The organism is Micromonospora sp. WMMD558 (genome assembly GCF_049315255.1).
Lineage (GTDB): Bacteria > Actinomycetota > Actinomycetes > Mycobacteriales > Micromonosporaceae > Micromonospora.
Genome location: NZ_CP186061.1, coordinates 4822297 through 4843035, shown reverse-complemented (window position 1 = coordinate 4843035; position 20739 = coordinate 4822297). Strand labels below are relative to the sequence as shown.

Genomic DNA, 20739 nt, shown 5'->3' with positions numbered 1-20739 from the left:
CGGGTCAGACCCGGCCCAGCGCGACGTCGGCAGCGGGCGCCACGTCCTCCCAGTGACCGACCAGTTCCCGGTAGGCGGGCGAGCGCCGCAGCAGGTCGTCGTGGGAGCCCACGAGCGGCCGGTCGCCGTCGAACACCAGCACCCGGCGGGCCCGGGTCGCCGAGCTGATCCGGTGCGCGACGACCACCAGGGTGCCGGGCCGACGGGCGAAGGCGTGTTCGACGGTCGCCTCCAGCGTCGGGTCCAGGTGGCACGTCGCCTCGTCGAGGATCACCAGCGGCGCCGGGGCGAGGTAGGCCCGGACCGCGGCGACGAGCTGCCGTTCCCCGGCGGACAGGGCGCCCGGGTCGATGTGGGCGGCGAGGCCGCCGAGGCGGGTGACCAGGGGACGGGCCCCGAGGGCGTCCACCGCGGCCGCCACGGTCGCCTGGTCCGCCTCCGGGTGGAGGTAGCGGAGGTTCCCGGCCAGGGAGCCGCTGCGGACGTACGCCTCCTGCGGCACCAGCACCCGCAGCCGGGCCAGCGCGCCGGGCGGGGTGCCGGCGACCGGCACGCCGGCCAGGTGCACCGTGCCGGACTCCGGCGGCACCAGGCCGGCGACCAGGGCGGCCAGGGTGGACTTGCCGGCACCGCTCGGGCCCACCACCGCCAGGTGCTCGCCGGTGGCCACCGTGAGGCTGAAGTCCGCCAGGACGGGTCGGGCGTGCGGGCCGTACCGGAAGGTCAGGCCGCGGAGCCGGATCGCCGGCGGCGCGGCGGCGTCGACGGCGGAGCACGGCGCCGGGTCGGGCCCGGCCGGGGTCCCGCCGGCGGCCGGCGGCGCGGGCGCCGACCGCGGCAGCGGGCAGGTGCGCAGGATGCGGTCCAGGGTGACCGCGTAGCGCAGGCCTCCGCCGCCGACGCCCTGCACCACCGCGTGCAGCGCGGGTTGCAGGCCGGTGGTGACATAGACCAGCGCGCCCAGTACGGCGCCGGTGCTCAGCCCCTGCCACACCAGCCAGGGAGCGGCCAGCACCAGCACCGCCACCGGCAACCAGCCGCCCAACCCGAGGCTGAGGCTGCGCAGCGCCGCCATCCGGGCCAGCGTCCGTTCCGCCCCGGCCAGCGCGGTCACCCGCCGGTCCACCCCCGCCACGACCCGGTCCTGCGCGCCGCAGGCGACGACGTCGCGGTGACCGGCGAGCGCGGACGCCGCCGACCGGCCGAGTTCCTCGCCGGCGGTCACCTGGGCCCGCTGGTGTGCCACCATCGCCGGCAGCGCCGCCCCGAACACGGCCAGCCCGGCCACCAGCGGCACGGCCACCGCCGCGGCCAGCGGCGGCGCCAGGGCGAGCAGGCCGAGCAGGGCGGCGCCGGCGGTGAACAGGAACCCGCGGACCACCAGCACCAGCCCGCCGAAGGTGTCCCGGACGACCTCCACCTGGTGGGTCAGCCGGGCCACGGCGGCGCTGTCCGGCCGGCCGCCGGCCCGCGTGGCGTCGTGCAGGGCGGCGTCCACGACCCGGGCGGCCAACTCGTCGCGGAACGGTTCCACGACCGCGCCGAGGCTGCGGTACACCCGTCCGGTGGCGGCCGCGCCGACCAGCACCGCCACGGCGAGCCCGCCCAGCCAGGTCAGGCCGGTCGCGAACTGGCCGGCCAGGAAGCCGCGGTCGACGGCGCGGGCCACGAGCAGCCCGCCGAGCAGCGCCGGCAGCGACTCCACCACCGACCAGGCGGCGAGCCGGCCCAGCGCCCGGCGTCGGGCGCGCAGCGCCGCCCAGGTCGTCACCCGCACGCCGGAGCGGCTCACCGGGCGTTCCCGCCGGGTGCGAACACCGCCCGGTAGTCCGGGTCGGCCCACAGCCGCCGGTGCGGTGCCAGCGCACGGAGCCGGCCCCCGTCGAGCCAGGCGACCAGGTCGGCCGCCGCCGCCGTCCGCGCCCGGTGGGTCACCACGAGTCGGGTTCGGTCGCCGCCGCCGTCCGCCACCGCCCGGGCGATCCGGTGTTCCGTGGCGGTGTCCAGGCTGGACGTCGCGTCGTCGAGGACGAGCAGCCGTTCGGCGGGGTACGCGCGGGCCAGCCCGAGCCGTTGCGCCTCGCCGCCGGACAGCGGCGCGTCCACCAGCCGGGTGCGGTACCCGTCGGGCAGCCGGGCGACCACGTCGGCGACCTGCGCCGCACGTGCCGCGGCGAGGACCGCCGTCGTGGCCGGGGCGCCGCCGTCGGGCGGTCGTGCCGACGCGCCGGGCAGGGCGAGCCCGATCGCGTCGTGCACCGTCTCGCCGACCAGGGCCGGACGGTCGAAGGCGTGCCCGACGGCCCGGCGCAGCGCGGCCCGGCGCAGCCGGCGCAGCGGCACCCCGTCGAGCAGCACCTCACCGGCGTCCGGGTCGTACAGCCTGCCGGCCACCGCCGCGAGGGTCGACTTGCCGGCGCCGGACGGCCCGACGACGGCCACCATGGCGCCGGCCGGGACGGTCAGGTCCACGCCGTCCAGGACGGGGCGTCCGTCCTCGGTACGCACGCGGACGTCCCGCAGCCGCAGTTCCCCGCGGCCGGGTGGCAGCGGGTCGGGGCCGTCGAGGCGTACCGGGTGGGCCAGCGGCTCGGCGATCCGGCCGGCCGCCGCCCGGCTGCGGACCAGCCGGTGCAGGGTGGCCAGCACCGCACCCAGCCCGGCACCGAGGGCCGCGTACTGCACCGCGGCGACCAGTTGGCCGGGGGTGAGCCACCCGGCGGTGAGCGCGTACCCGCCGGTGGCCACGACGGCCACCTGCAGCAGCGGCCCGACGGCGGCGGTGCGGGCGCTCGCCCTGGCCAGCAGCCGCCAGCCGAGCAGGCCGTACCCGTTCAGTTCGGGTAGGGCGGCCAGCACGCGGGCGCGTTCCCGGTCGACGGTGGCGGCTGCGGCGATGGTGCGGGCGCCGGTGAGCGCCTCCAACAGCCGGCCGGCGATCGTCCCCAGCACCCGCTGGTAGCCGGCGACGGCGGCGGAGGCGTCGGTGACGAAGGCGCGCATGAGGACCGTGAGCAGGGCCAGCCCGGCGAGCAGGGTGACACCGAGCAGCGGTTCGATGAGGGTGAGCGCCACCACGCTGCCGAGCGGGGGCAGGAGCGCGACCACGCCCAGCACCACCGCGGGGCCGGCCTGCCCGGCGTCCGCGGCCTGGGAGACGAGCCGGCCGACCAGGTCGCCCACCGGGTACCGGCGGACGGTCCGTACGTCGGCGGCGAACAGGTGGCGCAGCAGGCGCCGGCGCAGCAGCGCGGTGGCCCGGGCCGTGCCGTACCCGGTGCCGAGGTCCCCGACGGTGTCGGTGACCATCAGGACGGCGACCAGGCCGCAGGCCACGGCCGGCCACCAGGCGGAGCCGTCTCCGCCGACGGCGGCGTCGACGGCGAGCCCCAGCGCCGCGGGGAGCGCCAGTTCGGCGGCGGCGCCGGTGAGCGCGACCGCCCCGAGCACGACGGTCCACCCGCCGCCGTCGCGGACGACGCGGCGCAGCAGCCGGTCGGCGCCGGTCGGCGTCGTCCCCATCGGACCCTCCCTTTCGTACGTGCGGCCCTGGACGGGTACGTCTACCCGTCCAGGGCCTCGCGTGTCGACCTGGTCAGTTGCAGGTCGTGACGGACAGCGAGCTGTCGCCGCAGAGCAGCAGGCTCGCCCGGCTACCGCCACCGGTGCGGTCGGCGGGGGCCATCTCCAGGCCCTGGAGGTCGAGGAGCGCCATGTCGTGTCACCTCCTTCCGTGCTGGTCGGTCGGGTCGGTCACCCTCGTGGTGACGAGGGGGTCTGGGGCACGCCCGCCAGGGGCGTGAGGAACGGCAGGGCCGCCGGTGCGTAGCGCCGCGCGGTTGCCAGCGCCAGCAGCACGCCGGCCGTGCCGGTGCCGAGGTCCATGGACAGGCGCAGCAACTGCTCGCCGGGGAACGCGGTGCCGTCCCGGAAGGGCAGGGCGTGCCACGCGAGCCGCTCCACCTGGGCGTCCGTCTCGCGCCGCCGCTGCGGATCGTCGGGGTACGCCGCGAGGTAGGCGACGATGCCGGCTCGGCCGGCGAAGAGGCCCGACTGCGCGTAGAACGGGGACCGGGCGGCGCGGCGCACGCCGGCGCTGGCCTCGGCGAACCGCTCGTCGGCGCGGTGCCGCAGGAACTGGTCGAGCACGAGCCCGATGCCGACGCTGCCCTGCCCGAGGTAGGGCATGGTTCGCCAGCCCTCGTTGACCTCCAGCGCGCCGTCCGGCCGGACCACGCAGCGGCGCAGGTCCTGGCGTAGGGCGGTCGCGGCGTGGTCCAGCAGGGCCGGGTCGCCGGTCAGCTCGTGGAGCCGCACCATCAGCAGCGCCGGCCCGGTCCGGCCGCGCAGCAGCCCGGCGTACGGGTGCCGCCCGCCGCTGACGTCCGGCCCGGGATCGTCGGCGAGCCGGTCGACGACCCGCTCGGCGGCCTGCCAGGCCGCGTCGCGCAGCGCCGGCTCGCCGGTGCGGCCGGCCAGTTCGGCGAGGTTGAGCGCGATCCCGGACAGGCCGCTCGCGAGGCTGTGGTCGAGGCCGGTCAGCGGCTCGCGGAGGCAGATGTCGAGCACGTCGAGGGCGTCCTGCCGGCGGCCGAGCAGTTCCAGGGCGTACGCGACGCCGTGCAGCCCGTCGTAGAAGCCGCACCGGGTACCGGGCGCGGGAGCCGTGGCCCGGCGGACCAGCCATCGCTCGTGGTCCGGCCGGCGTCCGGCGCCGCTGACGTGCAGCGCGTAGAGGACCCCGGCCGCGCCATGCGCCAGGTTGAGGCCGCCGCTGCGGAACTGCTCGATGTCGCCGGGGAAGAGTCGGTCGTCGCGGTCCGGTGTCGCGCTGGCGAGGACCGCCCGGGCGAGCCGGTGCCGATGGGGCGCCTCGACGCCGACGGTGAGGTCCGGTGCGTCGTCGGTGGCGGCGGTGGGCCCGCCGAGGATCTCCGCGACCGCGGCGTCGAGGCGGTCCTTCGGCACCGGGAAGTGCGCGGCGATGACGTCGGCGAGGTGCGCTGCCTTGCCGGGCGCCAGGCGGACGAGTTGGGTCAGCGGCAGGAACAACGCCAGGTGCAGGCAGGCCAGGGCGTACCGGTCGACGGCCGGTCCGGTCCGGTCCCGGGGTGCGGCGAAGCCCTGGTTGCGCAGGCCCGGCCGGCGGTGCCCGTCGATCGGGGCGGCGACCTCGAAGTCGACCAGCGCGATCCGGTCGTCCGGGCGGACCATGACGTTGAACAGGTGCAGGTCGCCGTAGACGAGGCCGCGCTCGTGGATGGCCCGGAGCACCTCCTCGACCTGCCGGTGGACGTCCAGCGCCCACCGGGTGTAGTCGGCGCGGTCGGCGTCCGTGGCGTCGGCGTCGATCAGCGGGTACCGGTCGACCAGGACCTTGTTCAGCGGGCGGCCCTCGATGAACTCCAGGGCGAGGAACCGGTGCTCCCCGAGGGTGAACTCGTCGTGCACCCGGGGCACCTGTGGCAGGTCGGCGAGCCGGCGCAGCGCGTCGGCCTCCCGGGCCAGTCGGGCGACCGCGTCGGTGCCGTCGGCGTCCAGGCCGGCGTGCGGGCGGGCCTCCTTGAGCACCACCTGCGTGTCGGTACGCAGGTCACGGCCGACGTAGAGCCCGCCACCGTTGGAGAAGTGGATGACCTTCTCGATCCGGTACGGCACCTCGTCGGTGCTGGTGGCGTTGCGCGCGGCCAGGTGCGGGCCGAGGAACTCGGGCAGCGTCACCCAGGACGGCACGTGGAAGACGGGGTCCCGGCGGTCGGGGACGAGCGTGCCGGTGTCGTCCTCGATCGCGGGGACCACCTGACCGTCGGGGGAGTGGCAGTATCGGGCGGCGAAGCCGCCGTAGCGCACGTACACCGGGCCGGTGCCGTGGCGCAGGTCGCTGAGGATGTACGGGCCGGTTTCGCCGGCGAGCAGATCGTCGAGTTCCTTGCAGACGAGTTCCAGCTCCGCGTCGTCGCGGGGGTAGACGGTGACGAACTTGCCGCTGGCCGCGCGGGAGGCGTACTTGGAGTTGCGCAGCAGCAGGGTGCGTGGGCCGCGGAGGAACTTGAAGGACAGACCGCGCGGGACACAGTAGTCCCACACGGTGTCGAGCACGCGCTCGGCGTTGGTCAGGGTCGCCGTCACGTGGATCTTCCAGCCCTGCTGTGGCAGCGTGCCGCCGTCCGGGGCGTAGATCAGCCAGTCGTCCAGCGACTCCGAACGCCAGCCGTCGGGCACGGGCCGTCGGGCCGCGGTGAAGGTGGGCTGCTCGACGGCGCTGCCGAGCGTGTCGTAGAACAGCCGGTCGGCGGCGCAGTAGCTGTCGTAACGATCGTCCACCGTGACCACTCCCTCCGCTGTTCGGCCGATCCCTCGGTTCTGCTGGCGGATATGAGTCTGTCCGTTCGGGGAATGGCGGATCCAGTGCGATCGGTCATGACGATGGATGCGTGCCGCACGGTCGGTCGTGACAAAAGTCAGATGCGCGTGGGACAGCGGCACGTACGCGCCAGTCACCGATCCCGGAAGCGGCGCCGGCCCGGCAGGCGACCCCCGTACGGCGATGCCCGGTCGGCCGGCCGGCCGGCGCGGAGGGCCCGCACCGGCGGGTACGGTGCTCGCCGTGACCGCAGCCGATCACCCATCCGCCGCCGACGGGCCCGTCGCCGTCCTCGCCAACCCCACCGCCGGCCGGGGACGCCACCGGGGGCTGCTGCCCCAGGTGCTGGAGCGGCTCGCGGCCGCCGGGCGGCCGGTGCGGGTGCTGGACGCGCGCAGCGCGGTGCAGGCGCAGGCGGCCTGTCACGAGGCGGTGGGGGAGGGGGCGTCGGCCCTGGTCGCGGTCGGCGGCGACGGCACCGTCCACCTGGCCCTGCAGGCGGTGGCCGGTACGTCCGTGCCGTTCGGTGCGGTGCCGGCGGGAACCGGCAACGACTTCGCCGTCGACACCGGCTTCCCGGCCGACCCGCTCGCGGCGGCCGACCTGATCGCGGCGGCGGTGCGCGAGAGGCGGTCCCACCCGGTCGATCTCGCCCGGATCGCCGCCGCCGACGGCACCCACCGCTGGTACGGGGCGGTGCTGGCGGCGGGCTTCGACGCGATCGTCAACGAGCGGGCCAACCGGATGCGCTGGCCGCGCGGCCCGCGCCGCTACGACCTGGCGATCCTGCTGGAACTGGCCCGGCTGCGGCCCCGCCGCTACACGCTGCGCCTGGACGGGGAGACCCACGAGACCGACGCCGTCCTGGTGGCCGTCGGCAACTGCCCCACGTACGGCGGCGGTATGCGGATCTGTCCCGCCGCCGACCCGACCGACGGGCTGCTCGACGTCGTGGTGGGCGGGCGGTTCGACCGGCGCACCCTCATGCGGGTCAAGCCACGCATCTACGAGGGCACACACGTCGAGCACCCGCTGGTGCGCAGCTACCGGGCGCGGACCGTGGAGGTGGCCGCGGAGGGCATCACCACGTACGCCGACGGCGAGCGGGCGATCGACCTTCCGGTGACCATCACCGCGGTGCCGGGTGCGGTGCGGCTGCTGCGCTGACCCGGACCGCGCCGACACTGGCCGCGATCACCAGGCCGATCGCCAGCACCTCGGCGACGGTCAACGCCTGCCGCAGCACCAGCCAGCCGGCCAGCGCGGCGATGGCCGGACCGAGGCTCATCAGCACGGCGAAGGTCGCGGTGGGCAGCCGGCGCAGGGCGAACAGCTCCATGGTGTACGGCACCACCGAGGAGAGCAGCGCGACCGTCCCGCCCAGCGCCAGCACCACCGGGTCCAGCAGTGCGGCACCGGCGTCGGCCACCCCGATCGGCAGGGTGAGCAGGGCGGCGACGGTCAGCGCCAGGGCCAGGCCGTCGGCGCCCGGGAAGCGGCGCCCGACCCGGGCGCTGAGCACGATGTAGGCCGCCCACATGGCGCCCGCGCCGAGCGCGAGAGCGGCGCCGACCGGGTCGAGCCGGTCGAAGCCGCCCTGGCCGAGCAGCGCCACCCCGGCGAGGGCGAGCAGCGCGCAGGCCCAGCTGGCCGCACGGCGGGCGGTGAACACCGACAGCGCCAGCGGGCCGAGCACCTCCAGGGTCACCGCCGGGCCCAGTGGGATGCGTTCGATGGCCTGGTAGAACAGCGAGTTCATGCCGGCCAGCGCCACACCGAACGCGGCGGCCGCCGCCCAGTCGCCCCGGCCGTGCCCGCGCAGTCGGGGCCGGCACACCGCCAGCAGCAGCACGGCGCCCACGGTCAGCCGCAGCGTCACCGCCCCGGCGACCCCCGAGCGGGGGAAGAGCAGGGCGGCGACGGCCGACCCGAACTGCACCGACAGCGCCCCGCCGAGCACCAGTCCCACCGGGCCGAGGCCGCCGCGCGGCCGGGTGGGGACGTGGCCGGGCGTCGGCCGGTCGGGGAGCAGCGTGTCGGTCACACCTCCGACGCTAGGAGCCGCCGGCGGCGTACGGAAATGCCGGTCCGGGTCTGCTTATGCTTCCAGGTCATGACCGTGGAGCTGCGTCACCTGCGGGCCTTCCTCGCCATCGCCGAGGAGGGCAGCATCACCCGCGCGGCGGTGCGGCTCCGGGTCACCCAGCCCGCGCTGTCCCGCACGCTGCGCCAGCTCGAAAACCACCTCGGCGTACGCCTGGTCGACCGCTCCACCCACCACCTGGAGCTCACGGCCGTGGGCCGGGCGTACCGCGACCGCGCCGCCGCGGCGGTGGCGGGCGTCGACGACGTGCTCGACCCGCTCCACGTCGGCGGCCGGCCGATCCGGCTCGGGCACGCCTGGTCGGCGCTGGGCGAGCACACCGTCGCCCTGCTGCGCCGGTGGCGGAACGCGCACCCGGAGACACCGCTGGAGCTGCTGCGCATCGACGAGCGCAGCGCCGGCCTGGCCCAGGGCAGGGTCGACGTCGCCGTGCTGCGGCAGCCGGTCGACCTGCCCGGTGTGCGGGCGCTGCGGCTGCTCTCCGAACCGCGGCTCGCCACCGTGCCCGCGGACAGCCCGCTGGCCGGGCGGGCCAGCCTGACCCTGGCCGACCTGGTGGACCAGCCGATCGCGGTGAACGTCGAGACCGGCACCACCACGCTGGACCTGTGGCCCGCCGGCCACGCTCCCACCGCCGTGGTCCAGGTCGCCAACACCGACGACTGGCTGGCGGCGATCAGCGCCGGCCGGGCCGTGGGGGTGACGACCTCGGCGACCGCCGCCATGTACCCCAGCCCGGCGGTGGCCTACCTGCCGTTGACGGACGCTCCGGAGGTGACCGTCCTGCTGGCCTGGCGCGAGCCGCCCGGCCACCCGGCCGTTCCCGACCTGGTGGCGCTCGCCGGGGAGACCGTGGGCGGGTGAGCGCCCGCCGGGGCCTCGGGCGACGCCGCCGCAGGGGCCAGCGGCCCGGTGCACCGCCGACGTCGACGCGAGCAGCAGCCCGGCTCCGGTCCGGCCGCTGCCGGCGCGGGCCTCAGCCGGGGCCGGCCAGGTCGAGCACCGCGCCGAGGCCGTTGCGGCGGCCGGCGTCGGCGGCCGGGAGCACCAGCACCGCACAGCCGGCGGCCACCGCGCCGGCGTCGGCCGGGGTGTCGCCGACCATCAGGGCGCGCTCCGGGTCGACGCCCAGCATCCCGCACGCCCGCAGGAAGATCCCCGGGTCGGGCTTGCACCGGCCCACCTCGTACGACAGGGCGAACGCGTCCACGAGGTCGGTGAGGTCCCAGGCGTCGAAGAGCGGCCGGATGTCGAACCCGATGTTGCTGACCACGCCCACCCGTACCCCGGCGGCCCGCAGCGCGGCCAGCGTGGGTGCGGTGTCCGGATACGGCACCCAGCCCTCGGGCACCAGCAGCCGCTCGTAGAGCGCGTCGGCGAGCCCGTCGATGCCCGCGTCGACGGTCGCCGCGAGACCGGTGTACGCGCCACGGTGTGCGTGCGGGTACAGGTCCCGGTCGGCCCACAGCTCGGCCAGCGCGGGCGGCACCCGGGCCGGCAGCGGGCCGCCGGCCCGCCCGGCGGTGAGCAGCCGGTCGGCCAGCGCGGTCGCCCGGACCCGGTCCAGCGTCACCCCGCACGCCGAGGCCGCCGCGGTCACCCAGTCGCGGGCCTCCTCCACCTGGGCGAGGGTGCCGTGGAAGTCGAAGAGCACCCCGTCCACGGGCCGGCGGGACGCCGCGCGGTCGTCGGCGCTGCCCGGGGCGGGTGTCTGGGCGGGTTCGGTACGGTCCGGCACGCCGTGCACCCTACCCATCGCCCCGGAGGGCCCCGGACCGGACGGCCTTGTCGGGTGTCCGGCGACGGCACGCACTAATCTTGGTCACATGTCGAGCCCCGCCGAGCGGTACGCCGCGGCGCGCCGCCGGGCCGCGCAGGCCTCCCAGTTCCCCGCGCTGGGCGAGTTCGCCCTCGACCTGGGGTTCGACCTCGACGACTTCCAACGGGAGGCGTGTCAGGCGTTGGAGCGCGGCAGCGGCGTGCTGGTGTGCGCGCCCACCGGCGCCGGCAAGACCGTGGTGGGCGAGTTCGCCGTCCACCTGGCGCTGCGCGGCGGGCCGGCGGCGTCCGGCGGGGGCGCCGAGGGTCCCGCCCAGCGGAAGTGCTTCTACACCACGCCGATCAAGGCCCTGTCGAACCAGAAGTACCACGACCTGGTCGACCGCTACGGCGCCGAGCAGGTCGGGCTGCTCACCGGCGACAACGCCATCAACGGCGACGCGCCCGTGGTGGTGATGACCACCGAGGTCCTGCGCAACATGCTCTACGCCGGCTCGACCACCCTCGAGGGCCTGGCGTACGTGGTGATGGACGAGGTGCACTACCTCGCCGACCGGTTCCGTGGCGGCGTGTGGGAAGAGGTGATCATCCACCTGCCCGCCTCGGTCACCCTGGTCTCGCTGTCGGCGACGGTGTCCAACGCCGAGGAGTTCGCCGACTGGCTGGTGACCGTACGCGGTGAGACGGCGGTCGTGGTCAGCGAGCACCGGCCGGTGCCGCTGTGGCAGCACATGCTGGTCGGCAAGCGGATGTTCGACCTGTTCCACGACGCCGACGCCGCCCGCAAGCACGACGTGCACCCGGAACTGCTGCGCTACACCCGGGACACGGTGCGCCGGCTCGAGCTCGGCGAGGGGCGCAGTGCCGGGCCGGGCGGGGGTCGCCGCGGGCCGCGCTGGCGGGGGCCGCTGCGCCCGGACATCGTCGACCGCCTCGACCGGGAGGGCCTGCTCCCGGCCATCCTGTTCATCTTCAGCCGGGCCGGCTGTGACGCCGCCGTGCAGCAGTGCCTCGCCGCCGGGCTGCGGCTCACCAACCCGGAGGAGCGGGCGGAGATCCGGCGGGTGGTCGAGAGCCGGGTCACCGCGATCCCCGGCGAGGACCTGTCGGTGCTCGGCTACTGGGAGTGGCTCGACGGGCTGGAGCGGGGCCTCGCGGCGCACCACGCCGGCATGCTGCCCGCGTTCAAGGAGGTCGTCGAGGAGCTGTTCGTCCGTGGCCTGGTGAAGGCGGTGTTCGCCACCGAGACACTCGCGCTGGGCATCAACATGCCGGCCCGGTGCGTGGTCCTGGAGCGGCTGGTGAAGTACAACGGCGAGGCGCACGTCGACCTCACGCCGGGGGAGTACACGCAGCTCACCGGCCGTGCCGGCCGTCGCGGTATCGACGTGGAGGGGCACGCCGTCGTGGTGTGGTCCCCGGAGACCGACCCCCGGCACGTGGCCGGTCTGGCGTCGACCCGCACGTACCCGCTGCGGTCCAGCTTCCGGCCGTCGTACAACATGGCGGTCAACCTGGTCGGGACGGTCGGCGCGGAGCCGGCGCGGGCGCTGCTCGAGTCGAGCTTCGCCCAGTTCCAGGCGGACCGGTCGGTGGTCGGCCTGGCGCGGCAGGTGCAGCGCAACACCGAGACCATCGAGGCGTACGGCGCGGAGGCGGCCTGCCACCACGGCGACTTCGACGAGTACTTCGCGTTGCGCGTGGCGATCGCCGACCGGGAGCGCGCCCTCGCGCGGCAGGGGCAGACCCAGCGCAAGGCGGCGGCGGTCGCGTCGCTGGAGCGGCTGCGGGTCGGCGACGTGATCCGGGTGCCGTCGGGCCGGCGGGCCGGCCTCGCGGTGGTGCTGGACCCGGCGACCGGCGGCTTCGGCGAGCCGCGCCCGCTGGTGCTCACCCAGGACCGGTGGGCCGGCCGGGTCAGCCCGGGCGACTTCACCACCCCGGCCGAGGTGCTGGCCCGCATCCGCGTCCCGAAGCACTTCAACCACCGCTCGCCGGCCGCGCGGCGGGACCTGGCCGCCGAGGTCAGCGGCACCGGCCTGGATCGGCACGCCGGCCGCCGGGGCGGCCGGTCCCGGCAGGCCACGGGGGACGACGACCGCCTCACCCAGCTCCGCGCCGAGCTGCGGCGGCACCCCTGCCACGCCTGTCCCGACCGGGAGGAGCACGCCCGCTGGGCGGAGCGCCGCCGGCGGCTCGAGAAGGACACCGAGGAGCTTCGGCAGCGGGTGGCCGGTCGGACCGGTTCACTCGCCCGCACGTTCGACCGGATCGTCGCGCTGCTCACCGCCCGCGGGTACCTCGCCCCCGACGGGACGGTCACCGACGCGGGCCGGATGCTGGGCCGGATCTGGACGGAGGCCGACCTGCTGGTGGCCGAGTGCCTGCGCCGGGGCGTCTGGGACGGGCTCAGTCCGGCCGAGCTGGCGGCTGCGGTGTCGGTGGTGGTCTTCGAGGCCCGCCGCGACGTCGACGAGCGGGCGTCGTTGCCCCGGGGCGCGGTGGCCGAGGCGGTCGACGCGACGCTCAAGCTGTGGAGCGAGATCGAGGCCGACGAGGCGGCCCGGGGCCTGGCCGTGACGCGGGAACCCGACCTGGGCTTCGCCTGGCCGATCTACCGGTGGGCGCGGGGCGAGGCCCTGGCGAAGGTGCTCGCCAGCGGGCACGAGATCGACGGCGAGATGCCGGCCGGCGACTTCGTCCGCTGGGCCCGGCAGGTGGTGGACCTGCTCGGCCAGCTCGCCGACTCCGGTGGCGCGTCGGCGGAGGTACGGTCCACCGCCCGGCAGGCCATCGCCGCCGTCAACCGGGGTGTGCTGGCCTACCACGCCAGGGCCTGACCGTCACGCCCCGTGGTTGCCTGCTGGCAATCGACGCATCGCTGCGTCACTGCGGCGGCACCGCGCGAAGTGTCCCGTCATCGATGTTGCGGCTGGTGGGGACGGTCCCCGATCATGGCCGGAGGCGCTAAGTTACGCGCCGGTATCCGGTCTGGGGGGCGACGGGCGTGGCGGAGATCAACCACTTCGAGTACGGGTGGATCACACCCGCCCTGAGTTACGCGCTGTCCGTGCTGGGCTCGTTCCTCGGCCTCGTCTGCGCCGGTCGGATCCGGACGGCGGCCACCGTGGGCCAGCGGGCCTGGTGGGGCACGCTCTCCGCCTTCGCCCTCGGCGGCACGGCGATCTGGACGATGCATTTCATGGCCATGCTCGGCTTCGCGGTCGAGGGCACCCGGATCCGGTACGACGTGCCGATCACCGCGGCGAGCGCCGCCTTCGCCGTGGTGGCCGTCGGCATCGGCCTGGCCATCGCCGGCACCGGGCGGGCGTCCGCGCCACGGATCCTCGCCGGCGGCCTGTTCACCGGCGCGGGTGTCGCGGCGATGCACTACACCGGCATGGCGGCGATGCGGCTCAACGGCCGGCTCGGCTACGACCAGCCGCGTGTCGTGGCCTCGGTCGTCATCGCTGTCGTCGCGGCGACCGTCGCGCTGTGGCTGGCCGTGACGGTGCGTCGCACCCTGGCGCTCATCGCCTCCGCGCTGGTCATGGGCGCCGCCGTGAACGGCATGCACTTCACCGGGATGAGCGCCCTCTCCGTGCACCTGCACGACACCCAGCGCGAGGTCGCCGGCGCGGAGGTGGGGACGCTGCTGGTGCCGATCGTCCTGGCCGTGGTCCTCGTGGTGGTCGGCCTGGTGTACGCGCTGCTCGCCGCCCCGACCGACGAGGACCGGGCGGCGACCGCGTACCTGGACGCCCGCCGGGCGCCGCGGGCGGAGCCGGTCGGAGCGGAGTCGACGGTGACGCCCGACCCGGTGGGCCTACGGGCGCGCTCCACGCTGGCCCGGCCGGGCACCCCGTTCCCGTCCCGCCGGGACCGCGGCCCGCGCTGACCGCCTGGTCGACGCGCCGGCCCGTCGACAGGCCGGCGCACCGGCACATCGGCGGCCCGGCGCGACCGGCGACCCGGGGGCCCGGCCCGGTCAGCCGGTGCGGGTGGCGAGGGCGTCGACCAGCCGGCGGGCGGAACCGGCCAGATTCCACCGCTCGGCGAGCTCGAGCAGTCGCTGCGGATCGGCCGGCGCGGACGGCAGGTCGGTGGGCAGGTCGGGCAGCGGCACGTCGAGGGCCACCCGGACCACCTTCGGGGCGACGGCCAGGTAGTCCCGGGCGGCGGCGAGCTTCGTCCGCAGCCCCGGCGCGAAGCCGGAGCCGGGGTCGGCCAGGGCGGCGAGGATGCCGTCGATGTCGCCGTACCGGTCGACGAGGCGGGCGGCGGTCTTCTCCCCGACGCCCGGCACGCCGGGCAGCCCGTCGCTGGGGTCGCCGCGCAGGGCGGCGAAGTCGGCGTACCGGGCGGCGGGCACCCCGTAACGGGAGCGCACGGCGGTGTCGTCGCAGTCCTCCAGTTTGGCCACGCCCCGCCCGACGTAGAGCAGCCGGACACCCCGGGCGTCGTCGACCAGCTGGAACAGATCCCGGTCGCCGGAGACCACCTCGACCGGGCCGGGCTGGGTGACCGACAACGTGCCGAGCACGTCGTCGGCCTCGTACCCGGCGGCGCCGACGGTGGTGATGCCCAGGGCGTCGAGCACGTCGAGGATCACCGGCACCTGCGGGGTGAGGGTGTCGGGCACCACCTCGCCGCCCTCCGGCGCGACCCGGTGCGCCTTGTACGACGGCAGCAGCGCCACCCGCCAGTCGGGTCGCCAGTCGTGGTCCATCGCGCAGACCATCCGGCCTGGCCGCCGGGTGCGGATCAGGGACGCCAGCATGTCCAGGAAACCGCGCACGGCGTTGACCGGCTGACCGTCGGCGGTGGTCGCGGCGGACTCGGGAATGCCGAAGTACGCCCGGAAGTAGAGGCTGGGCGAGTCGACGAGCATGATCGGGGCTGTCACGCCCGACAGCGTGGCACACCGCACCGACGTCCGGGCGGACGCCGGCGTCGGTGGCGGGTCAGCCCCGGTCCCGGTAGAGGGTGTCCCGCCGGGCCACGTACTGCACCCCGTAACTGGCCAGCAGCAGCAGGAGGGCCACCACCACCTCGACCCAGGCGGCGACGCCGTCGGCGATGGTGAGCCCGATGACGAGCAGCACCAGACCGGCGAGGGCGAGGACACCGGACCAGAGCAGCCGCCGCCGGCGCGTCTCGGCGCGGTCGCTGCCTGCCACGGTCGTCACTCCCTTCGTCCGGTCACGGTCTGTCCCGAGGCTATCGGCGCCCCGGCACCGGCGTGCCGGAACGCGCCAAGGTCGCCGCGCCGGCCGGCCACCGCCGTCGGTGGGGCTGCGGCACCCGCTGCGGACGGGCAGAATCGGCCGGGTGAGTGCGCCGCGTCCCCGCCTGCGATTGACCACGGTCAACCTGGACACGCCCGATCCGGCGGCGCTCGCCCGGTTCTACGCCCGGCTGCTCGGTTGGGAGACCGCCGTCGAGGAGGCGGACGACGTGGTCCTCCGCGCCCCCGACGGCGGGGTGGGCCTCTCGTTCCAGCGGGAGCGCCGCTACGTGCCGCCGACCTGGCCGGCCGAGGCGGGCCGGCAGCAGATGATGGCGCACCTGGAGATCGGGGTCGACGACCTGGCGGCGGCGCAGGCCCACGCGGTCGCCTGCGGCGCGACGGTCGCGCCGTGGCAGCCGCAGGACGACGTCCGGGTCTGCCTGGATCCGGACGGTCATCCGTTCTGCCTGTGGCTGATGTCGTGATCCCGCGCCGACCCGCCCGGCCGCGGCCGGGCTGAGCCGAACGAGCGTTAAGCTGAGCGGGTGGGAATCGACGAGCTGTACCCGCCGGCCCGGCTGGCCGCCGCGCAGCGCGCCACCGCCGCCGCCGGCCTGGACGCGCTGCTGCTCAGCCCCGGGTCGGACCTGCGCTACCTGACCGGCTACGACGCGCACGCCGGTGAGCGGCTGACCCTGCTGGTGCTGCCCGCCGAGGGGGAGCCGACCCTGATCGTGCCCACCCTGGAACGCCCCGCCGCCGAGGCGTCCCCGGCACCGGCCACCGGCGTCCACATCGTCGACCACGCCGACGGCACCGACCCGTACCCCCTCGTCACGGCCGCCCTCGGCGGGCCGGTCGCCGCGGTCGGCCTGGCCGACCGGATGTGGGCGGAGCAGGTCCTGGCGCTGCGCGCCGCGCTCCCGGGCGCGAGCCAGCGGCTCGCCTCCGAGGTGCTCCGCGAGCTGCGCATCCGCAAGTCCCCGGCCGAGGTGGCGGCCCTCGCCGAGGCCGGCGCCGCGATCGACGCGGTGCACGAGCGGATGGGGGAGTGGCTGCGGCCGGGGCGGACGGAGAGCGAGGTGGCCGCCGACATCGCCGCGGCGATCCGGGCGGCCGGGCACGTCACCGTCGACTTCGTCATCGTCGCCGCGGGCCCGAACGGCGCGAGCCCGCACCACGGCACCTCGGACCGGCCGGTCGGCGCGGGCGAGCCGGTGGTGGTGGACATCGGCGGCACGATGCCGTCGGGGTACCGCTCGGACTGCACCCGCACCTACGTCGCCGGCGGGCCCGCCCCGGCGGAGTTCACCGACTACTACGCGGTGCTGCACGCCGCCCAGCGTGCCGCCGTCGCCGCGGTACGCCCCGGGGTCAGCGCCGAGGCGGTCGACGCCGCCGCCCGCGACCTGATCGCCGGCGCCGGCTACGGCGACGCGTTCCTGCACCGCACCGGCCACGGCATCGGGCTGGACGGCCACGAGGAGCCGTACGTGGTGACCGGAAACAGCCGGGCGCTGGAGCCGGGCATGGCCTTCTCGATCGAACCCGGGATCTACCTCGCCGGGCGGCACGGCGCCCGTATCGAGGACATCGTCGTCTGCACGACGGACGGCGTACAACGGCTCAACACCACACCAACGGAGCTCACCGCGCTTTGACATCGTCCACCGCTCTGAAGGGCGGGGATCCCCTCGGTCACCCGTGGGGGTTCCTGCTTCACCGGGTCGTGCCTTCACCGCTTACGCGGGCCGGGTCTTACCGTCCCTCCACAGGCGTTTTACCTCTCCGCCAGCCCGGCGGCGAGGATGTTCCTGGCGGCGTTCACATCTCGGTCGTGTACGGCATTGCAGCCGGCGCACGTCCAGGCGCGGACGCTGAGGGTGAGGGTGGTGTTGATCCGTCCGCATGCCGAGCAGGTCTTGGACGAGGGCAGCCACCGGTCGACGGCGATCAGCGTCCGCCCGTACCAGGCAGCTTTGTACTCCAGCATGCTTCGCAACTGCGACCATCCCGCGTCGGAGATGGCGCGGGCCAGGCTGTGGTTGCGCATCATGTTGCGCACGCTGAGGTCTTCGATCACGACCGTTTGGTTCTCGCGGACGAGTCGAGTGCTCAGCTTGTGCAGCTGATCCCGTCGCCGATCGACGATACGGGCGTTGATGCGGGCGACCTTGAGGCGGGCTTTGGCCCGGTTCGCGGAGCCCTTCTGCTTGCGGGCCAGCGCCCGCTGCGCCTTGGTCAGCTTGCATCGGTCGGCGCGTTCGTGCCGCGGGTTGGCGATCTTCTCGCCGGTGGAGAGGGTTACCAGGCTGGTGAGGCCCGCGTCCATCCCGACCGCGACATCCGTGACAGGCAGGTGTTCGACGGTGGTCTCGACCAGGATGGACACGAACCAGCGGCCGGCGGAGTCGCGGGACACGGTGACTGTGGACGGCTGCGCCCCTTCGGGCAGGGGCCGGGACCACACGATGTCCAGTGGCAGGGCCATCTTGGCGAGGGTGAGGTGCCCGTCCCGCCAGCGGAACGCCGAGCGGGTGTACTCGGCCGACGCCCGGGACTTGCGTTTGGACTTGAACCGCGGATACCGCGCCCGCTTCTCCCAGAACGCCACGAACCCGGTTTGCAGGTGCCGCAACGCCTGTTGCAACGGAACGGAGCTGACCTCGTTGAGGAAGGCCAGATCGTCGGTGCGTTTCCACTCGGTCAGCCACGCCGACGTGTGCACGTATGTGGTGCGCTGCCGGTCTACCGTCCACGCCCGGGTGCGCGCCTCCAACGCCCGGTTGTACACCAAGCGCACACAGCCGAACGTCCGGATCAGCTGTTCGGCCTGCTCCGGCGAGGGATAGAAGCGGTACTTGTATGCCCGCTTCACCACCTCACCCACACCTCACATTCTAACAATCGTCCATACAGAACGATCACTGAAGGGAGGGAGCGGCGTTTCCTCCCGCGCCTCAAGGCGAGGGGATCCACGCCGCGCCCCCGATGACTGTCGACCGGATCCTCCCCACCGACGAGGCCCACGACCTGCTGGACCTCGCCACCGAACTCGCCGACCGGGAACTCGCCCCCAGGGCCGCCGGCTTCGAGGAGCGCGCCGAGTTCCCCCGGGAGGTGCTGCGCACCCTCGGCCGGGCCGGCCTGCTGGGCCTGCCCTACCCGGAGGAGTACGGCGGCGCCGCCCAGCCGTACGAGGTGTACCTCCAGGTGCTCGAGATCCTGGCCAGCCGGTGGCTCGCGGTCGCCGAGGCGGTCAGCGTGCACACCCTGTCCTGCTACCCCCTCGCCCAGTTCGGCACCGACGAGCAGCGCAAGCTGCTGCCCGACATGATCGGCGGGGAGCTGCTGGGCGCGTACTGCCTGTCGGAGCCGCAGGGCGGGTCGGACGCCGCCGCCCTGACCACGAAGGCCGTGCGCGACGGCGACGCGTACGTCGTCACCGGCACCAAGGCGTGGATCACGCACGCCCGCGTCGCCGACTTCTACAACATCTTCTGCCGCACCGGCGGTCCCGGGCCGAAGGGCATCTCCTGCCTGCTCGCCGACCGGGCCACGCCCGGCATCCACCCGCAGGCGGCGGAGCGGACGATGGGCCTGCACGCCTCGCCGGTGGCGCAGATCGCCTTCGACGACGCGCGGGTGCCCGCCGACCGGCTGCTCGGCGGGGAGGGGGCGGGCTTCACCATCGCCATGTCCGCGCTGGACTCGGGCCGGCTCGGCATCGCGGCGTGCGCGGTCGGTCTCGCCCAGGCGGCGCTGGACTACGCGGTCGGGTACGCGAAGGAGCGGCACCAGTTCGGCCGGGCGATCATCGACTTCCAGGGGCTGGGCTTCACGCTCGCCGACCACGCCACCCAGATCTCGGCCGCGCGGGCGCTGATGCTGGCCGCGGCGCGGCTGCGCGACGCCGGCCGGCCGTACTCGATCGAGGCGGCCAAGGCGAAGCTGTTCGCCACGGACGTGGCGATGCGGGTGACCACCGACGCGGTGCAGGTGCTCGGCGGCGCCGGCTACGTCAGCGACCATCCGGTCGAGCGGTACATGCGCGAGGCGAAGGTGCTCCAGATCGTCGAGGGCACCAACCAGATCCAGCGCCTGGTGATCTCCCGCGCGCTGGCGAAGGGCTGACGGAAACCCGGGGGCCGGCGGCCTGCCGACCCCCGGGTTCGCCCTAGGCGGCGGCGCTCCGCTGCTCCATGGGTCGGCGGCGGAGCGTGGGATCGGCCACCGCGGGCCGGGGGAAGGCGGCGTTCGGGCGGTACAGGTCCAGGCCCGGGGGCACGATCTCGTCGATGCGGTCCAGGACGGCGTCGTCCAGCCGGAGTGACGCCCCGGCCAGCAGGTCGTCGAGTTGCCGGCGGGTTCGCGGCCCGAGGATGGCCGAGGTGACGCCCGGGTGGGCGACGGTGAAGGCGACGGCGAGCTGCGGCAGCGTGCAGCCGATGTCGTCAGCCAGCTCGACGAGTTGCTCCACCGCGTCGAACTTCGCGGCGTTCTGCGGATTCGACGGGTCGAACTGAGCCGGCCGCAGCGCGGGACGCCCGGACGAAAGATCGACCGCCTGGTCCCGGCGGTGCCGGCCGGTGAGGAAGCCGAAGGCCAGGGGACTCCAGACGAGGACGCCCATGCCGTACCGCTGGCACACCGGCAGCACGTCGGCCTCGATGCCCCGGGCCAGGATCGAGTACGGCGGTTGCTCGGTGCGGAACCGGTGGAGCGCGCGACGCTCGGCGACGTGGTGCGACTCGACGATCTCCTCGGCGGGGAAGGTCGAGCAGCCGAAGGCGCGGATCTTGCCCTGGCGGACGAGGTCGGTGAGCGCGGACAGCGTCTCCTCGACATCCGTCGTCGGGTCTGGTCGATGGACCTGATACAGGTCGATCCAGTCGGTCCGCAGACGCCGCAGGCTCTCCTCGACGGCCTGCATGATCCACCGCCGGGAGTTGCCACCCCGGTTGACGCCTTCACCCATCGGGAAGTGCACCTTGGTGGCGAGCACCACGTCGTCGCGCCGGCCCTTCAACGCGGTGCCGACGATCTCCTCGGACTCGCCGGCGGAGTACATGTCGGCGGTGTCCACGAAGTTGACGCCCTGGTCGAGGGCGGCGTGGATGATCGCGGCACAGTCGGCATGGTCGGGGTTTCCGACGGCGCCGAACATCATCGTTCCGAGGCAGTGCACGCTCACCTTGATGCCGGTGCCACCGAGCGGTCGGTATCGCATGGTCATGACGGCGGACGGTAGAAGCTGGAGTC

General features: G+C 75.1%; 17 protein-coding genes. 7 read left to right on the top strand and 10 right to left on the bottom strand.

Going from position 1 to position 20739, the window contains the following annotated elements; genetic code table 11:
- Positions 1–4: 4 nt before the first annotated feature.
- From ACN26Y_RS22975 to lanKC, 4 genes are all read right to left on the bottom strand, one after another.
- Complete coding sequence (locus ACN26Y_RS22975) at positions 5–1792, bottom strand: ATP-binding cassette domain-containing protein (RefSeq protein WP_422733502.1); 1788 nt, start codon at positions 1790–1792, stop codon at positions 5–7.
- Entirely contained in the window at positions 1789–3522 is a 1734-nt protein-coding gene (locus ACN26Y_RS22970) for an ATP-binding cassette domain-containing protein (RefSeq protein ID WP_422733501.1), read from the bottom strand. Before ACN26Y_RS22970 ends, ACN26Y_RS22975 begins: the two co-directional genes overlap by 4 nt.
- Before the next feature lie 73 nt (positions 3523–3595).
- Complete coding sequence (locus tag ACN26Y_RS22965) at positions 3596–3715, bottom strand: SapB/AmfS family lanthipeptide (protein ID WP_013734295.1); 120 nt, start codon at positions 3713–3715, stop codon at positions 3596–3598.
- 38 nt (positions 3716–3753) lie between these two features.
- On the bottom strand, positions 3754–6324 hold the full coding sequence (gene lanKC / locus ACN26Y_RS22960; protein WP_422733500.1) for a class III lanthionine synthetase LanKC: 2571 nt from the start codon (positions 6322–6324) through the stop codon (positions 3754–3756).
- Between the two features lie 274 nt (positions 6325–6598).
- Between lanKC and ACN26Y_RS22955 the strand changes: the two genes are divergently transcribed.
- Entirely contained in the window at positions 6599–7531 is a 933-nt protein-coding gene (locus tag ACN26Y_RS22955) for a diacylglycerol kinase (protein WP_370463366.1), read from the top strand.
- Here the strand turns inward: ACN26Y_RS22955 and ACN26Y_RS22950 are convergent.
- Positions 7494–8408 (bottom strand): EamA family transporter, encoded by a 915-nt coding sequence (locus ACN26Y_RS22950; protein ID WP_155332262.1) that lies wholly within the window; start codon positions 8406–8408, stop codon positions 7494–7496. The two genes, ACN26Y_RS22955 and ACN26Y_RS22950, sit on opposite strands and share 38 nt — an antisense overlap.
- A 69-nt stretch (positions 8409–8477) precedes the next feature.
- Between ACN26Y_RS22950 and ACN26Y_RS22945 the strand changes: the two genes are divergently transcribed.
- Positions 8478–9332 (top strand): LysR substrate-binding domain-containing protein, encoded by an 855-nt coding sequence (locus ACN26Y_RS22945; protein WP_422733499.1) that lies wholly within the window; start codon positions 8478–8480, stop codon positions 9330–9332.
- A 112-nt stretch (positions 9333–9444) separates the two neighbouring features.
- On the opposite strand, the gene ACN26Y_RS22940 is transcribed toward ACN26Y_RS22945, so the two are convergent.
- Entirely contained in the window at positions 9445–10206 is a 762-nt protein-coding gene (locus ACN26Y_RS22940; RefSeq protein ID WP_196255669.1) for an HAD family hydrolase, read from the bottom strand.
- Between the two features lie 88 nt (positions 10207–10294).
- Here ACN26Y_RS22940 and ACN26Y_RS22935 point away from each other — a divergent pair, with 88 nt between their 5' ends.
- The gene (locus tag ACN26Y_RS22935; protein ID WP_155332259.1) at positions 10295–13087 is read left to right on the top strand and encodes a DEAD/DEAH box helicase; all 2793 of its coding nucleotides are present in this window, start codon (positions 10295–10297) and stop codon (positions 13085–13087) included.
- A gap of 167 nt (positions 13088–13254) precedes the next feature.
- Positions 13255–14145 (top strand): MHYT domain-containing protein, encoded by an 891-nt coding sequence (locus ACN26Y_RS22930; RefSeq protein ID WP_155332258.1) that lies wholly within the window; start codon positions 13255–13257, stop codon positions 14143–14145.
- 90 nt (positions 14146–14235) lie between these two features.
- Here ACN26Y_RS22930 and ACN26Y_RS22925 read toward each other — a convergent pair whose 3' ends face one another.
- Entirely contained in the window at positions 14236–15153 is a 918-nt protein-coding gene (locus tag ACN26Y_RS22925) for a 5'-3' exonuclease (RefSeq protein WP_155332257.1), read from the bottom strand.
- Between the two features lie 58 nt (positions 15154–15211).
- Positions 15212–15427, bottom strand: coding sequence for a hypothetical protein (locus ACN26Y_RS22920; RefSeq protein WP_155332256.1), 216 nt, complete (start codon positions 15425–15427; stop codon positions 15212–15214).
- Positions 15428–15578: 151 nt separating this feature from the next.
- Between ACN26Y_RS22920 and ACN26Y_RS22915 the strand changes: the two genes are divergently transcribed.
- Both ACN26Y_RS22915 and ACN26Y_RS22910 read left to right on the top strand, forming a co-directional pair.
- Positions 15579–15962 (top strand): VOC family protein, encoded by a 384-nt coding sequence (locus ACN26Y_RS22915; RefSeq protein WP_155332255.1) that lies wholly within the window; start codon positions 15579–15581, stop codon positions 15960–15962.
- Between the two features lie 60 nt (positions 15963–16022).
- The gene (locus ACN26Y_RS22910; RefSeq protein ID WP_155332254.1) at positions 16023–17138 is read left to right on the top strand and encodes a M24 family metallopeptidase; all 1116 of its coding nucleotides are present in this window, start codon (positions 16023–16025) and stop codon (positions 17136–17138) included.
- A gap of 119 nt (positions 17139–17257) precedes the next feature.
- Here the strand turns inward: ACN26Y_RS22910 and ACN26Y_RS22905 are convergent, their stop codons facing one another.
- On the bottom strand, positions 17258–18367 hold the full coding sequence (locus ACN26Y_RS22905) for an RNA-guided endonuclease InsQ/TnpB family protein (RefSeq protein ID WP_155332253.1): 1110 nt from the start codon (positions 18365–18367) through the stop codon (positions 17258–17260).
- Positions 18368–18468: 101 nt separating this feature from the next.
- Between ACN26Y_RS22905 and ACN26Y_RS22900 the strand changes: the two genes are divergently transcribed.
- Entirely contained in the window at positions 18469–19611 is a 1143-nt protein-coding gene (locus tag ACN26Y_RS22900; protein WP_155332252.1) for an acyl-CoA dehydrogenase family protein, read from the top strand.
- Positions 19612–19654: 43 nt separating this feature from the next.
- Here the strand turns inward: ACN26Y_RS22900 and ACN26Y_RS22895 are convergent, their stop codons facing one another.
- Positions 19655–20707, bottom strand: coding sequence for an aldo/keto reductase (locus tag ACN26Y_RS22895; RefSeq protein WP_155334255.1), 1053 nt, complete (start codon positions 20705–20707; stop codon positions 19655–19657).
- Positions 20708–20739: the final 32 nt, after the last annotated feature.